Below are 16,187 nucleotides of genomic sequence, written 5' to 3'. Positions count from 1 at the left end.
ACTGCAAAATTACAAATTACTATCCAGCCATGCTACGCGTTGTGTAAGCCAGGCTTTTAATTGCGCAACTTCCCTGGGGTATGAGCCTAAAACAACCGGGTTAGGCCAAACGTATGTATCCAGGATATTCCATGTAGAAAAATTTTCGTGTGCAGATAAGGTTAAATAAGCCTGGGTTTGGTCAATGTTCTTATACATGGCCGGTATGCCGTTAGCTTTTAAGAATTGCCAGCGTGCTTTCACTTTTGCCGCAAACGCAGCGTCCTGAAACAGGCGGCTAAACCACGGCCCGGTACGCACCCACCAACCATCGGGTTTAGTAGCATCGCTATAATCAACATTTCCAGCTCCCAGGTCAAAATCCCAGGCGGGACCCATACCCAATTTGCCGCCCCTGTCTTTATAATAAAACATACTGCTAAAGTTTGCCGCGTCCTGGTTCTTAAATAATTCGTTGACCAGGAACCAGTTGATGAACGAGTCGGTATTGATGTACCTGGCATAGCCATTTACAGGATCGGCGAAGTTTGGTGCAAATATGGCATTTTCGGTATCCTGAATATAGGTTTTAATATAAGCCATTTGGGCCGGAGTAATGCTTCCGGGCTCCTTTACCGTAAAAGGCAGTTTTGCATTTGTTGTAAACCGGTTTTCATCTTCCTGCCGCTGGTCAAGCTCTAATAAATAGCCGCCTGTAATGTTAGGATCGGCGTTATCTCCGCTTTTTATTTCGGTGATGTTAACGCGTCCTGGGTTTACTTCTACCTGCTCAGTTAGCATATAATTACCCACGTAGGTACCATTCATTACCACTTCAACAAATATCCCGTGCGGGGTAAAATCGCCGTTAAGGCTTTGCGCTACACCATCGGCAATGTAGTTACGCATAAGTGTTTTATCAGAATAGTTGGCAAGTAGTACCCAGTTTTTAGCAGCGGGCAAGCCCAGCACTTTTGCCTTCGAATTGAATTTTAAGCGATATGGCTTTTTGGGGTGTAAAACCCAGGTAGAGTTACCCCGGCCCTTTATTTGTAGTGCAATATCGTTTGTTTCCTGTTCGTAAATCCCGTTGGTGTTTATATTAAGTGTGCCGGTAACATAGTCGTCTTTTGATACTACCGGGCCCGATGTTGTAAGGTTAAATATGGGCAGGCCGGTAAAGTTAAATATGCTAACCGTATAATCGGTAGTGCTGCCTTTAGAGTCGGTTATAGAGTAAATCACCGGTTTGCTAAAATCGTTTGATGTTACACCGCTTTTTTGTACCACGCCATTAACCTTCACTATCGATGCATTATCTTTTAGCTTGTAGGATAATATCAACTGGTGCAGGGATTTTGTACCGGGGGTGTACCCTTTTATCCTGGTACCCTCTATAGTTAAAATAACGTCGGTGAAAATCTGGTCCGGGTTTTTAGCAGCTTCTATTTTAAATTCAAACTTGCTTACTACGGGTTCGATAACCGGCGGAATGATCACCGAATCTTTTTTACACCCAAAAACTAATAACAGAAAGCAAACTGAGGTAATGTGTCTCTTCATTTAACGCGTTTATAATCTGCAAGATATTAAAAAAAGATGCAACTGCGCGTTAAGATACACCCGCAGGTGTTGAAAAATGTTTGCAGGTTATTTATACTTGCACAGATGGATAAAACATTATCAGCTCAAAAGTATAAAGCTTTAACAAAGCTTGCTGCCGGCGATTACCAGGCCTTTTTATACGATTGCGACGGCACCCTTGCAGATAACATGGGCGCGCATAAAAACAGCTACATACGGGTAGCTGCTGATGACGGCGTAGTGATAGACGGAGATATTATTGACGAATTTGCCGGCTTGCCTATACTTAATGTTGTTGACGAAATAAACAAACGTTACAACACCACCTTTGAACCTGCCGATTTTGCAGCCCGTAAGCACAAAATATTTTTTAACGAGTATATTGAGCAAACCCAACCTATAGAGTATGTGGTGAACCATTTAAAGAGCCATGCGGGAAAGGTTAAAATCGGAGTGGTATCGGGCGGCAGCCGTAATTCGGTAACTAAAACGCTGCAGGTGCTGGGCATTTACGATCTGGTTGAAGTGCTGATATGCGCAGGCGAAACCGAACGCGGAAAGCCCTTTGCCGATCCGTTTTTAGCCGCTGCCGAACAGTTGGGTGTTGAGCCTCGCCACTGCCTGGTTTTCGAAGATGGTGAACCCGGCGTACAAGCAGCCGAAGCAGCCGGAATGCAGTGGATTAGAATTGATAAGGTATAATTTCTGGCAAAAGAGGACAAATTACAGCCAAAAAACGACCTTAGCTCGACCTAAAAACGACAAAAAACGGCAGATAAGAGTATCTGCCGTTTATGGACCGATCTGTCACGCGAATTATTTCGCCATCATTTTATCCCTGATCGCCTTAAACTCCGAGCCTTTTTTCCAGCCGGGGAAGGTGGTTTCATTGCTTAACTTTACACCTAATTGGTACATCAGGTTTGCGGTTTGGGCCATGCCCTTGGTGTCCATAGCTTCGCTGTACTCGTCTGATGGTTGGTGATAATGTTGTTCGTTGTATTCCTTAGCTTTTTCCTTGCCAAATTCTTCGCCGCGCTGGATGCTTTTTGAGCCATTGTGCAAGTCTAAGGCAGGAACGCCCATCTTAGCGAAGTTAAAATGATCTGACCGGTAGTAGCTGCCTGAGCCGGGATTTTCATCGCCCACAACATCCCAGCCTTTTGGTTTGGTGAGTGCTATTACATAGTCGTCCAGATCGTTCTGCCCTTTGCCGGTGATAGAAAAGTTGCTGGTTTCGCCAAAGTCTGATAGGGCGTCAATATTAAGGTTGGCAACAGTTTTATTTAGGGGATAGATGGGGTGGGTAGCATAATATTCCGACCCTAATAAGCCCTGTTCCTCGGCAGTAACCGCAAGGAAAACGATGGAACGTTTCGGTTTGGTTTTTTGCTGTGTGAACTTTTTGGCAACGGCTAAAACAGCAGCTACGCCACTGGCATTATCAACCGCGCCATTATAAACGCTGTCGCCTTTTGCATCAGGCTTGCCAATGCCAAAATGGTCCCAATGTGCGGTATATAAAATGGTTTCGTCCGGCCGCGCGGATCCTGTTAAACGGGCTATTACGTTGTGCGATTTAGAGTAATTGAGCGTATTTTTTAAACTTAATGATACGGTGCTTTTTAACGGTACTGCTTTAAAATCTTTTTTACGGGCATACTCGCGGATATCGCCATTGATGCCCGCTGCGGATAGCAATTTTGTGGCAGCCTCTTCACTCATCCAGCCTTCAACCATGCAGCGGTTCATGTGTTTATCTGCCTGCTGCAGGTAAAGTTTTGATCCGGTAAAGCTGTTTTGAATTACCTGCCAGCCGTAGCTTGCAGGCTCGGTTTGATGAACGATGATAACACCCGCAGCACCCTGGCGGGCTGCCTCTTCATACTTGTAGGTCCAACGACCGTAGTAAGTCATGGTATCGCCCTTAAAAAGCTTTTCTTTGGCTTTAAAGCCCGGGTCGTTAACCAAAACAATAACCGTTTTACCCTTCACATCAAGGCCTTTATAATCGTTCCAGCCATATTCTGGCGCAACCACGCCAAAGCCCGCAAATATCAGAGGCGAATTCTTCAAGCTCAGGCTATCCACCTCGCGGCGGGTCGATGCTACAAAGTCAACACCCGGTTTAAGGGAGGTTGTTGCCGCCCCGCTTATCTTCATTTCCTGCGAGGCAGAGGTTATCTCAACCAGTGGTACCTCCTGAAAGTAAGTGCCATTGTTGCCCGGCTCAAGCCCCAGCTTTTTGAATTCCCGGGCTATATAGGCAATGGTTTTATCCTCACCCCGGGTAAACGGTTTACGGCCTAATAAACTGTCATTGGCCAAAACAGCAATATGCTGGCGTATATCAGCCGCCATGCCCGTATCCGGGGTTGTAACGATGGTTGTTTTCTTTTCGTTACCTGCACAACCGGCCAGGAGGGTGGCAACGGCCAAAAAGCTTATGAAGTTTAATTTCATGGTTCAGAATGTTTGTAGATCAAATATAGGAAAGCTTTGGATTGTTTGCAGGTGCTAATGGTAAAGGCTTGGTTACACGGGCGATTAACTCACCCCGACTGCGCTACGCTGGTCGACCCTCTCTGCTGCGCAAAGAGGGTGGAAAAGAAAATAGGCTTACCCTCTTTCCGCTTGCGGAGAGAGGGTGGTCGGGCGAAGCAACGGCCGGGTGAGCAAATAGCAAAGCGATGTGCCGGCGTTAAGGCGGCTCACCCCGCGACCCTTTCTACTGCGTAAAGAGGGTGAGGAGGGTTTATACCCCCTCTTTGCGCAGCAGAGAGGGGGCGGGGGTGAGTCAGCCCGGCAAAGTAGGGTATACGGCATGCGTGTCCGGATAAATCCCCATTCTATCAAAATCTCTCCGTCATAATTACCCTATTAACTATCATTTAATAATAAAAATCCGTATTTTTGCAACCTTTAAAATTCGAGGCGAACATATTGATGTACAAGGAATATAAGCAGTTAAATCTATCGCAAACAGGTAAAGAAGTGCTGGATTTCTGGAAACAGAACGGCATATTCGCAAAAAGTATCAGCAGCAGGCCGGCAAGCAAGCCGTATACCTTTTATGAAGGGCCGCCAAGCGCTAATGGTATGCCGGGTATTCACCACGTAATGGCCCGCTCTATCAAAGATATTTTTTGCCGTTATAAAACCCTTAAGGGATACCAGGTTAAACGCAAAGGCGGCTGGGATACCCATGGCCTGCCTATTGAACTTGCTGTTGAAAAAGCTTTGGGCATCACTAAAGATGATATTGGTAAAAAAATATCGGTAAAGGAATATAACGATGCCTGCCGCAAGGAGGTGATGCGCTATACCGATATCTGGAATGATCTTACCGAAAAGATGGGGTATTGGGTTGATCTTGAAAACCCGTACATTACCTACGAGAACGAATACATTGAAACCCTTTGGTGGATACTAAAGCAGCTTTACAATAAAGATATGCTTTACAAGGGTTACACCGTACAACCGTACTCACCAAAATCGGGTACCGGCCTTAGCTCGCACGAGTTGAACCAGCCGGGCACCTACAAAATGGTAAAAGACACTACCATTGTCGCCCAGTTTAAGGTAAAGAATGATAACGATTCCGCCTTTTTATTTGAAGGTGTTAGCAGTGATGTTTTTATACTGGCCTGGACGACCACCCCATGGACATTGCCGTCAAACTGCGCATTGGCTGTTGGCGAAAGCATCAATTATGTGCAAATAAGCACCTTTAATCCTTATACCTACGAACCCATCAGCGTGGTGTTGGCTAAGGACCTGGTGAAAAAATATTTTAAGGCCGAAGGGGAGAACGCATCTTTCGAAGATTATAAAGGCGGCGATAAAATTATACCCTGGACATTGACCCGCGAGTTTAAAGGAACTGACCTGCTGGGCATTCACTACGAGCAGCTAATGCCGTACGTAACCAATGCTGAATTGGAGGAAAACGCTTTCCGTGTGATACCTGCCGATTTTGTTACTACCGAGGATGGTACGGGTATAGTACACACTGCATCTGTTTTTGGTGCGGATGACTTTAGGGCATGTAAGGAAAACAACGTGCCATCGGTAATGGTGAAGGACGAGAACGGTAAGGATGTGCCTTTGGTGGATAAACAGGGCCGCTTTGTGGAAGAGGTTACCGATTTTGCCGGTCGTTACGTAAAAGAAGAATACTATTCCAACGAAGACCGTGCAGCGGAAGGATTTAAACCGACTGATGTACTGATCTCCATCAAGCTAAAAACCGAGAACAAAGCGTTCGACGTTAAAAAATACGAGCACAGCTACCCCCATTCGTGGCGCTCTGATGAACCTATACTTTACTATCCCTTAGATAGCTGGTTTATCCGTACCACTGCGGTGAAAGAAAAAATGGTTGCGTTGAACAAAACCATTAACTGGAAACCCGAAAGTACCGGTACAGGCCGTTTTGGTAACTGGCTTGAGAACCTGGTGGACTGGAACCTGTCGCGCTCGCGCTACTGGGGCACCCCGCTGCCTATCTGGCGCGAAGAAGATGGCAAAGAAGAAAAGTGCATTGGTTCGATAGAAGAACTGAAGGCCGAAATACAAAGATCGATTGAGGCCGGTTTAATGCCTGCGGGCTTTAAACTGGAAGACATGCACCGCCCTTATGTGGACGATGTAATATTAACATCATCCACAGGCAAACGCATGCTACGCGAACCCGACCTGATTGACGTTTGGTTTGACAGCGGCGCCATGCCTTACGCACAATGGCACTTTCCGTTTGAAAATAAAGAAGAATTTAAAAATGCCTATCCGGCAGATTTTATTGCTGAAGGGGTCGACCAAACCCGTGGCTGGTTCTTTACGCTGCATGCCATTGCGGTGATGCTGAGCGAAGCAAGCAACGAAGTAAAAGCCATTAACGAGCAGGTAGGCAACAAAGGTGTAGCTTTCAAGAACGTGGTATCAAACGGTTTGGTGCTTGACAAGAACGGCAACAAAATGTCAAAACGTTTGGGCAATGGCGTAGATCCGTTTGAGACCATCGAGCAGTTTGGCGCCGACGCTGCCCGCTGGTACATGATCAGCAACGCGGCCCCATGGGATAACCTGAAATTTAATATCGAAGGGCTGGACGAGGTTCGCCGTAAGTTTTTTGGTACGTTGTACAATACTTACTCGTTCTTTGTGCTTTATGCCAACATCGATAAGTTTAAGTATGAAGAAGCGGAAATAGCGATAGCGGACCGCCCCGAACTTGACCGCTGGATAATATCGCTGTTAAACACCCTTAGCAAAGAGGTTGATGGCTATTACGCCGATTTTGAACCAACCAAAGCGGCCCGTGCCATACAAGAATTTGTTGACGCTCACTTTAGCAACTGGTACATCAGGCTAAGTCGCCGCCGTTTCTGGCGGTCAGATAACTCTGAAGATAAGCTCTCGGCGTACCAAACGCTTTATACCTGTCTGATCACCATCAGCAAATTAATGTCGCCCATAGCCCCATTCTTTGCCGAGCGTTTATATACCGACCTGAACAGTGTTACCGGCAAAGAGGAATTTGAATCGGTACACCTGGCTTACTATCCCGAGTATCATAACGATCTGGTGGATACCGCCCTTGAAGAACGTATGCAATTAGCGCAGGATATTTCATCACTGGTGTTATCGCTTCGTAAAAAAATAGAGGTGCCTGTGCGCCGGCCGTTGAGCAAGATTTTATTGCCGATACTGGATAAGAAATTTAAAGCACAGATAGAGAAGGTGAAGGAGCTGATCCTATCAGAAACCAACATTAAGGATATTGAATATATTACTGATGCTGCCGGTTTTATCAAGAAAAAGATAAAACCCAACTTTAAAGCTTTGGGCGCCAAGGTAGGAAAGGATATGAAAGATGTGGCCACTGCTATTACTGGGTTTGATCAGGAACAGATAACCGAATTGGAAACAAACGGCTCTATCCTGATACTTGATGCTAAACACTCGATACTACTTTCGGACGTGGAAATTATAGCAGAAGACGTACCCGGATGGCAGGTTGCAAATTTAGGAAAACTAACCGTGGCTTTAGATGTTACGATAACCGATGAGTTGAAAGAGGAGGGTATTGCAAGGGAATTTGTAAACCGTATACAAAATAACCGTAAGGATAAAGGATTAGAAGTAACCGACCGCATAAACGTAAGTGTGAGTTGCGGCCCCGGTATCTGGAAAGCACTGGAAAATAATTTATCATATATTTGCGCCGAAATTTTAGCAGACAGCCTTGTGCTTGATAATCAGCTATCTGAAGGCGTTAAGGTCGTGATTGATGAGAATGAAATTTTGATCGCTATAAGTAAAAGTTAAATGGAAAACGAAAAAACAAGGTATTCTGATTCGGAATTAAAAGAATTCAAGGACCTATTACTTGAAAAATTACGCAGCTCTAAAGAAGAGTTGAGCGCACTGGCTACTTCATTAAGTTCGCCTAACGCGAACGGTACGGATGATACTGCCGGTACTTATAAAACGCTGGAGGATGGATCTGCGACGTTGGAGAAAGAACAGATAAACCAATTGGCTGCCCGCCAGAAGAAATTTATTGAGCAGTTAGAAGCCGCTTTGGTTCGTATCGAAAACAAAACCTATGGCATTTGCCGCGAAACCGGTAAGCTTATTCCAAAAGAGCGCCTGCGTGCTGTTCCGCACACAACGCTTACTATGGAAGCTAAATTAAAGCAATAAATGAAGGCTGCTTATACAAAACCTTTTTTAACCGCAGCATTTATCATTTTACTCGACCAGATCATCAAGATCTGGGTTAGGGGCCATATGTTCTTGGGCGAAGAGATACGCTTTTTAGGTAACCGGGGCATGTTGCACTATACCGAAAATAACGGTATGGCCTTTGGCATGGAGCTGGGCGGCGAGTTCGGCAAACTGGCTTTAACGCTATTCCGTATTGTGGCCGTTTGTGGCATTGGTTATGCGCTTGTGTTCCTGATAAAGCATAAATATCATCGTGGTTTAATTATGATGGTAGCCCTGATACTGGCAGGCGCGCTAGGTAATATCATTGATTCTACCTTTTATGGCGTAATTTATAACTACGCAAGCTTGTTTCATGGGCGTGTTGTTGATATGTTTTACTTCCCGCTGTTAACAGGGCAATTCCCGCATTGGGTGCCGGTGTGGGGTGGGCAGGAGTACATTTTCTTCCGGCCGGTATTTAACCTGGCCGATGCATCAATATCCATTGGTGTTATCATGATACTGCTAAATCAAAAGCGCTACTTTAAACAGCAGGTGCCCGAAGAAAGCAATCCTAATAGCGAAATGGTGGAGGAGTAACACCTTCTAATAATATTTAAAGCCTTCCGGTAAACGGGAGGCTTTTTGCTTTATAGTAAATATGTATAAAGCAAATACAAACTATTTATCAAACCATGTGCTTAAAGGCCAGGGTTGGGAGGGAACGCGGTGAATCGATACGTTTTGTTCTTCGTTAGGAATGTGTTTGTGTTATATGATCGTCAGTGGATGTTACTTTCTTTTCTCTCAAAAGAAAGTAACCAAAGAAAAGTCGCGGCTGCGCCCTGTTCTGTGAAAGGTAGTGCTTTAGCAATGCCTGTACTACCCGAACAGGCCAATGCCGCATTTTGAGTTATGTTAGGTTTGTCGGGCTCGTTTTTGAGCGGAGGGCCTCCTGTCAGAGTGAGCGGGCCGGGTGTATAGTGGGAATGACGGTTTAGCTTTTCTCAATGGATTGGAGCACAGCGAACAATCGAGAACAAAGCGTTAAGAACCGGCAGGGCGGGCTGAAGCATCGCTCTGACTTGAATTTTTGCTTCTTTTGTTTCAAGACAAAACGGCGAAGCCCTCTTGAGCACCTTAAAAAAACAAACAACAGCGAAAAACAAGTAGCCTTCCGCGGCAATGAGCGGACTAGCGTGCATTGAGGCACTGGCCAGTTCTTCGTTAGGAATGGGTTTGTGCAATTATTAAATATTTCAGCCCTTATACCTTTATTATCAACTTATTAAAACACACCGTGCCGATACAGGTTACACATTATGTCTTTATGTATGTTTCAAATTAAACTTTTGATACGTAATTAACTCTACACACTATATACTTATTTAATACTTATGAAAAAGTTATTTTTATTAGCCGCTTTATTCGCCACCACATTTGGAGCATTTGCACAAAACGCCGACATGCGCCGCAAAATTGAAGTTACCGGCATTGCCGAACAGGAGGTTACCCCCGATATTATCAATGTATCTATCGCTCTTAAAGAATATCTTAACGGGAAAAAGAAGGTTACCATTAGCCAGTTAGAGGCTCAGTTGGAGAAAGCTATTGCCGAGGCCGGTATTGCAAAGGAAGACTTTACCATTAACAACCTCTCATCATGGAATTATGAAACTGAGAAGAAGAAGAACCCCGACTTTTTGGCCAGCAAGCAATACGGCGTTAAGTTTCGCGACTTAAACAAGTTTAACCAGATCATGAGCAAACTGGACCCCAAGGGCATTCAAAGCACCAATATTGATAGCTACGATTACTCAAAAATTAATGAGATAAAAAACCAACTGAAGCTGAAGGCCTTACTTGCGGCACGGGATAAAGCCGCGTTCCTGGTAAACGGTTTAGGCGATAAACTGGGCAGCGCGTTGAATATTACCGAGAGCGATAACAGCAGTTTCCCTCAGCCCCGTATGTACGCTAACGTGATGTTCAAGTCGGCCGCGGCTGATGCAGCGGTGCCTGAGTCGGATATCGATTTCAAAAAGATAAAACTGAGTTTTCAGATAAACGCCGTGTTCGAGATAAAATAATCAACCCGCTATATAGGATAAGCAGCCCTCGCAACGATAATTGCGGGGGCTGTTTTTGTTTATTGCCAAACATTTAATTTATGGGGATGTTACCAATAAAAATACAAATATGAAAGCTTTAAAATATATAACAATAGCAGCGCTTTTAACGGCATCGGTAACCGCTTGTAAAGATCGTAGTAACGCCACATTGGGCGGTACCCAGGATACTGTTGCAAAGGCCGGCACGGGCGATCCGGGGAATACCCACGCGGCAGATTCTACAAAAATGGATAGTACCAATGCCGGTAATGCCGACCCTGCGGGCCATGGGGCCAGCGACACTTCAAACGCGCGACCCGTTCATTAACAGGTAATTAAATATTATTTTTTGCTCAATGGGGGTTGATATTGTAAAATATACATTTTATCTTCGTGTCCCCCAAACGGTTTGAGCATGATAGGTACCCGTTCAAAGAAAGTGCTTTTGGTGGCCCCGGAAGCTTTTCCCGACCAGTTGCTGGCCGAGTACGATAACGTGAAACACATTTCGGTAATCACCGCTATATTTCCGACTATACATGAACTTAAGCCCGACGTCATCCTGTTTCACCATGCACACATGACCCATCATATAGAAAGGGTGCTGCGTCGTTTGCAAACCAATCCGTTTTATAAACACATCAAAATTTGCTGCTATAAACGCAATGAGAGTGTTACCGCAGATGCAACCCTTAAAGTTTTGGGTGTGCACCACATGATATATCACGCCGATTTGCAAAAAGAGACAAAAGGCAACACAGCCCTTAATGCTATAAACAACCTGCTGAACGCCTCGTTAATCAAGCTGATGGCGGGTGTAGTTTAGCAGATGCACCAGGGGTAGCAACCTGTTTGTCTTTTGTTCTACATCTTTTGCCTCTTCATCATACCGTTCAATCATTTTACATAGGGCTAACACTTTTACAATAAATAGCTGTTAAACTTGCATGCTGATTATCAGTGTTAAATAAATTAACGTTGTTGAGGCCTAAAACGCATTTAGTAAAATGAAAATAGGAATAGTTTGTTATCCCACCTTTGGCGGGAGCGGGGTTGTTGCTACAGAATTAGGGAAAGCCCTTGCAGCCAGGGGGCATCAGATACATTTTGTTACCTATAACCAGCCCGCGCGCCTCGATTTTTTTTCGGAAAACCTTTTTTATCACGAAGTGTCGGTGTCACAGTATCCGTTGTTTGATTACCCGCCTTATGAACTGGCATTAGCCAGCCGGCTTGTTGACGTGGTAAGATTTGAACAGCTCGACCTGCTGCACGTACATTACGCCATACCCCATGCCTCCGCGGCATTTATGGCCAAACAAATACTGGCTACTTATGGCATTTCAATACCGTTTATAACTACGCTGCATGGTACTGATATTACGTTGGTAGGGCAGGATAGTACCTATAAGCCGGTGGTAACATTTTCAATAAACAAATCTGACGGGGTAACAGCGGTATCAGAATACCTGAAACAAGATACCTACAAATACTTTGATATTGAACAGGATATTAAGGTGATACCAAATTTTATTGACCTTACACGCTTTAGCCTAAAAGCTAAAGATCATTTTAAAAAGGCCATTGCGCCTAACGGCGAAAAAGTGCTGGTGCATACATCAAACTTTCGTAAGGTAAAGCGTACCGAGGATGTAATAAAGATGTTTGCTAAAGTGGTAGAAAAGATACCATCTAAATTATTAATGGTGGGCGATGGCGGCGAGCGATCAGTATGCGAACAGTTGAGTCGCGACCTGGGCATTGCCGAGCACGTACGCTTTTTAGGTAAGCAGGATGCTATTGAAGAGATCCTTTCCGTCTCCGACCTGTTCCTGATGCCGTCGCAGTCTGAAAGTTTCGGGCTTGCCGCTTTAGAGGCTATGGCTTGCAAGGTGCCTGTTATAAGCAGCAATGCAGGTGGCTTACCCGAACTGAACCTTGAAGGTATTACAGGTTTTTTAAAGGATGTAGGCGATGTTGATGGCATGGCCGAAAAAGCTATTTATATATTGGAGGACGAAGGCAGGTTAAACCAGTTTAAGGATAATGCCCTTGCCCGTGCCAAAGAGCTGGAACTATCGAATATCATGCCTTTATATGAAAATTATTATCAGGAGGTTATTGAGCGCAGCAAGCAGTAATATTATATTATTACCATAACCTTTTGGCCTGATTTGTGTTTATATACCAATTAAAACACATATCATATACCATCAACCATGAAAAAGATATTTCAAACATCAATTGCAATTTTAGCCCTTACCTTTATTTTCTCGGCTTGCTCAACACCTCAAAACACAAATTCGGGCGCAACATCATCAGCTAATGTATCACGCGGGAAGTTTGTAGGCACCTGGACATTAACCAACGTAACTTACGATGGCCTGGTACCCGGCGCTGTGCAGAATGTATTTGACCAGGCATCGCCTGATGCATTTGTAGGCAGTACCTGGAAATTTACCAACAGTGGTAATGGTATTTACACATTAACCAACGGAACCTCGCAAACCATTTTTTGGTCGGTATTTAACGGCGCCACCGGTACGCAGTTTCAATTTAAAAAACTTTACGAAGGCGATAAGGCCAAAAACGTACAGGAAGGTTATCGTTTAGATATCGGTGTTATCGATAACGCTACCATGACCCTGCGATCGCCTGTAGCAATAGGTAACAGTAATGGCTATATAATTTATTCGTTTACCAAAGCCCAGTAAGCTGTATAAAGATAAAAAACAAAAGAAGCCGGAAGTAAATCACCTCCGGCTTCTTTGCTAATCGGCTAAATTTTATTTTTTAATTACATCGCCGGGGCAAACTTTAAACAAACAGGGTTACCAATGGTAATGCGTGCAACGGTGCTGGTAATTCTACCGGTATTTTCATCTATCTTATAAACGGTAATGTTATCGCTGTTTTGATGGGCTACTAACAAGTATTGTCCTGTAGGATCAATCACAAAATTGCGCGGGCCTTTACCGCCTGATGGCTTACGCTCTATAAATGTTAGTTCGCCATTTTCCTGATTGATGGCAAATACAGATATATCATTGGCATCGCCGCGATTTGTAGCGTACAGGAATTTGCCGTTTGGCGAAACATGAATATCGGCAGCGCCGGTCTCTCCCTTAAAACCATCAGGTAACAGGCTTATGTCCTGGCGTTGTTTTAGTTTGCCGTTATTATAATCAAATACTACCACTGTGCTGCCCATTTCGGTTATCAGGTACATGGTTTTTTTATTGTTCGAAAAAGCCAGGTGGCGCGGGCCGTAGCCGGGTTTTACGCTTACAAAGGCAGGCTTTGCAGGTACTATAGGGTTGCTTTTGCCACCTTTGTATTTGGTGATGTTAATTTTATCGGTACCAAGATCGGTATACAATACATATTTTTCATCGGGCGATAATACCGCGGTATGTACGTGCGCTTTTTCCTGGCGCTCTTTATTAACGCTATGGCCGTCATCTTTAATAGTTTGTACGGCGGGCGCAATAGATCCGTCTTCGTTTATAGGCAGCACTGCAATGTTACCGCCCGAGTAATTGGCTACAAAAAGGTTCTTCTGATCTTTGTCTACCGAAATATAGCACGGCGCGCCACCCAGGGTAGATACTTTATTGATAAATGTTAGCTTACCGGTTTTTGGCTCAAACGAGAACGAGCTTACCTCGCCGTTATCGTTCTCGTTAACAGCATAAACAAACTTATTGTTATTTGATACGGTAAGGTACGATGGGTTGCTTACATCATCTATCTGGCTTAAGTAGGCCAGTCTGCCGGTTTCGGTATAAAAACGGTAAACAGCAATCCCTTTACTGGAACCGCTGGTATAAGCGCCCACAATAAGGTCGAAACTTTTGGGCGATGCCGGTTTTTTTTGAGCATATGTTATTATAGGCAGAAGCATTGCTATCATCAACAGAGATTTTTTCATTCGTAATTGGTTTATAAGTGCAAGTTAATAAAATGATTAAAAAAGATAACACTACTTATTAATTATGTGTAAGACAGGGTGATGCACGAATAGGTTTAATGGATGATGCATTGAAAAGGGGAATATAAAGATTTGTCTGCTCAATCGCGCTAATAGCCATTTATCAAAGCGAATCCGTAGTTGCGGATAGTGTGGCAACCGTTAGGATGAGCTGCCTATATACATCGGGCTGCACAAAGCCCTACAACAATAAAGGCATCACTTACATGATGCCTTTACTGTTGTTATTTTATTAAATGCTTTAGTTGTATCACTTCCTTTTCGTCCAGGTATCTCCACCTGCCACGCGGAAGGTCTTTTTTGGTAAGGTTAGCGTAAACCGACCGGTCAAGCTTTACCACGTCATACCCCAGCGATTCGAAAATGCGGCGCACAATGCGGTTTTTACCGCTATGTATCTGTATGCCTATTTCCTTTTTTGTGCCGCCAGCAACATACGATACGCTATCAGGTTTTATTATGCCATCTTCCAACTCAATGCCAAACTCAATTTTGTTAAGATCGCCCTGGCTAAGCGCCTTGTTAAGCTCTACCAGGTAAAGTTTGGTCACGCTGTTACGCGGGTGCGATAGTTTGTCGGCCAGGTCGCCGTCGTTGGTCATCAACAATAAGCCTGTGGTGTTGCGGTCAAGTCGGCCCACCGGGTATATGCGTTCTCTGCTGGCTTTCTCAACCAGGTGCATAACCGTGCGGCGTTCCTGCGGGTCGTCGGTTGTGGTGATATAATCTTTTGGCTTATTTAGCAATACATAAACCATTTTCTCGCGTTTTAAAGCCTCGCCGTTATAACGCACCAGGTCCTTAAGCGGGTCAACCTTGTGGCCCAGTTCAGATATCACTTCGCCGTTTACCGATACTACCCCCGCGGCTATCAGCTCATCGGCTTTGCGGCGGCTGCATATACCTGCGTTGGCAATGTAACGGTTAAGGCGTATCAGGCCATCATCCTTAGCCCTAACCACCGGGTTCTTACGCCCGCGCATGGTAGGTTTTGATGGTGCATTATCGTTTTCGCTCTTACGGAAACCTGTAGATGTGCTTGGAAAATCTTTTTTGCCGCCGCGTGTGCCTGCAAATTTCTTCTCACCGAAGCTTTTCTTTGGCCCATCGGTACCGGCAGGGCGCCTGTTAAAGGGCTTATCTAACGATGACGGATTTTTACGAGGGCCGTATGATGCCGGGCCTAAGCCTGGCTTTTTATAACTGCCACCTTCGCTGTCGCCGGTTTGTGGGCGGCCGCTGTAAGGTTTATCGCGTGGGCTAAAAGTTTTACGGTCGCCTTGTGGCGCATCGCCATAGCTGCGTTTTGGGCGGTCGCTATCTGTTGGGCGGCCGCTGTAAGGCTTGCCTTTTGGCGAAAATGATCTTTTGTCGCCACCGCCGAATGACGAGGCTTGTCCATAACTTTTGCGTGGCCTTTCGGTGCCGTCAGCATCTGGTTTACCGGTATTGGGTTTTGAATAGGCAGATCCTCTTTTATCTGTAGAGAAATTTTTTTTGCCATCTGCGCGACCTGCGCCAAAGGATTTTCCCGTGCTGGAAAATGATGGTCTTTTGGTGTTTTCGCCACCACTTTTTGAGCGGCCCTGTGATTTGTCGGGCTTGTCGTCGCGACTACCTGCTGGTCTTTTAAATACCATATTTTTTTGTTTTGCGCTTTCGCAGCGTGAGGGGCAAAAGTACTACAAATTAACCAAAAAAACAACTTTTTAATCAAGTCCAAAAAGCAGGTTTAAAGCGCTTTAAACGTCGATTTTCGGCCTGTTTTAAAATGCCCGAAACACTAAGTATAATATAAGTGTTTGATA

At 44.8% G+C, this 16,187-nt stretch carries 13 protein-coding genes; 9 read left to right on the top strand and 4 right to left on the bottom strand.

What is annotated here, in order from left to right:
- Positions 1-9: 9 nt before the first annotated feature.
- A complete protein-coding gene (locus HDC91_RS12635; protein WP_183552688.1) occupies positions 10-1,542 on the bottom strand; it encodes a CotH kinase family protein in 1,533 nt (510 codons plus the stop codon).
- Between the two features lie 105 nt (positions 1,543-1,647).
- Here HDC91_RS12635 and HDC91_RS12630 point away from each other — a divergent pair, with 105 nt between their 5' ends.
- Positions 1,648-2,265 (top strand): HAD family phosphatase, encoded by a 618-nt coding sequence (locus tag HDC91_RS12630; RefSeq protein ID WP_183552686.1) that lies wholly within the window; start codon positions 1,648-1,650, stop codon positions 2,263-2,265.
- Between the two features lie 114 nt (positions 2,266-2,379).
- On the opposite strand, the gene HDC91_RS12625 is transcribed toward HDC91_RS12630, so the two are convergent.
- Positions 2,380-4,026 (bottom strand): M28 family metallopeptidase, encoded by a 1,647-nt coding sequence (locus HDC91_RS12625; protein WP_183552684.1) that lies wholly within the window; start codon positions 4,024-4,026, stop codon positions 2,380-2,382.
- A 483-nt stretch (positions 4,027-4,509) separates the two neighbouring features.
- Here HDC91_RS12625 and ileS point away from each other — a divergent pair, with 483 nt between their 5' ends.
- The 8 genes from ileS to HDC91_RS12585 all read left to right on the top strand — a co-directional run bounded on the left by ileS (position 4,510) and on the right by HDC91_RS12585 (position 13,102).
- On the top strand, positions 4,510-7,893 hold the full coding sequence (gene ileS / locus HDC91_RS12620) for an isoleucine--tRNA ligase (RefSeq protein ID WP_183553485.1): 3,384 nt from the start codon (positions 4,510-4,512) through the stop codon (positions 7,891-7,893).
- Positions 7,894-8,271, top strand: coding sequence for a TraR/DksA C4-type zinc finger protein (locus HDC91_RS12615; RefSeq protein WP_129878235.1), 378 nt, complete (start codon positions 7,894-7,896; stop codon positions 8,269-8,271).
- A complete protein-coding gene (locus tag HDC91_RS12610) occupies positions 8,272-8,877 on the top strand; it encodes a lipoprotein signal peptidase (RefSeq protein WP_183552682.1) in 606 nt (201 codons plus the stop codon).
- 797 nt (positions 8,878-9,674) lie between these two features.
- A complete protein-coding gene (locus HDC91_RS12605; RefSeq protein ID WP_183552680.1) occupies positions 9,675-10,367 on the top strand; it encodes an SIMPL domain-containing protein in 693 nt (230 codons plus the stop codon).
- 109 nt (positions 10,368-10,476) lie between these two features.
- On the top strand, positions 10,477-10,716 hold the full coding sequence (locus HDC91_RS12600; protein WP_183552678.1) for a hypothetical protein: 240 nt from the start codon (positions 10,477-10,479) through the stop codon (positions 10,714-10,716).
- An 87-nt stretch (positions 10,717-10,803) separates the two neighbouring features.
- Positions 10,804-11,214 carry a hypothetical protein gene (locus HDC91_RS12595; RefSeq protein ID WP_183552676.1) on the top strand — a complete coding sequence of 137 codons (411 nt, stop codon included), beginning with the start codon at positions 10,804-10,806 and terminating at the stop codon, positions 11,212-11,214.
- A gap of 181 nt (positions 11,215-11,395) precedes the next feature.
- Positions 11,396-12,529, top strand: a complete 1,134-nt coding sequence (gene bshA, locus HDC91_RS12590) for an N-acetyl-alpha-D-glucosaminyl L-malate synthase BshA (protein ID WP_183552674.1) — start codon at positions 11,396-11,398, stop codon at positions 12,527-12,529.
- 78 nt (positions 12,530-12,607) lie between these two features.
- Positions 12,608-13,102, top strand: coding sequence for a lipocalin family protein (locus HDC91_RS12585; protein WP_183552672.1), 495 nt, complete (start codon positions 12,608-12,610; stop codon positions 13,100-13,102).
- An 83-nt stretch (positions 13,103-13,185) separates the two neighbouring features.
- On the opposite strand, the gene HDC91_RS12580 is transcribed toward HDC91_RS12585, so the two are convergent.
- Together HDC91_RS12580 and HDC91_RS12575 are read right to left on the bottom strand one after the other, a co-directional pair.
- Entirely contained in the window at positions 13,186-14,319 is a 1,134-nt protein-coding gene (locus tag HDC91_RS12580) for a lactonase family protein (RefSeq protein ID WP_183552670.1), read from the bottom strand.
- Positions 14,320-14,603: 284 nt separating this feature from the next.
- The gene (locus HDC91_RS12575; RefSeq protein WP_183552668.1) at positions 14,604-16,019 is read right to left on the bottom strand and encodes a pseudouridine synthase; all 1,416 of its coding nucleotides are present in this window, start codon (positions 16,017-16,019) and stop codon (positions 14,604-14,606) included.
- Positions 16,020-16,187 lie beyond the last annotated feature (168 nt).

Source organism: Mucilaginibacter sp. AK015, assembly GCF_014200785.1.
Taxonomy (GTDB): domain Bacteria; phylum Bacteroidota; class Bacteroidia; order Sphingobacteriales; family Sphingobacteriaceae; genus Mucilaginibacter.
Note: the sequence above shows the minus strand (reverse complement) of the source record. Positions and strands in the feature narration are given on the sequence as shown.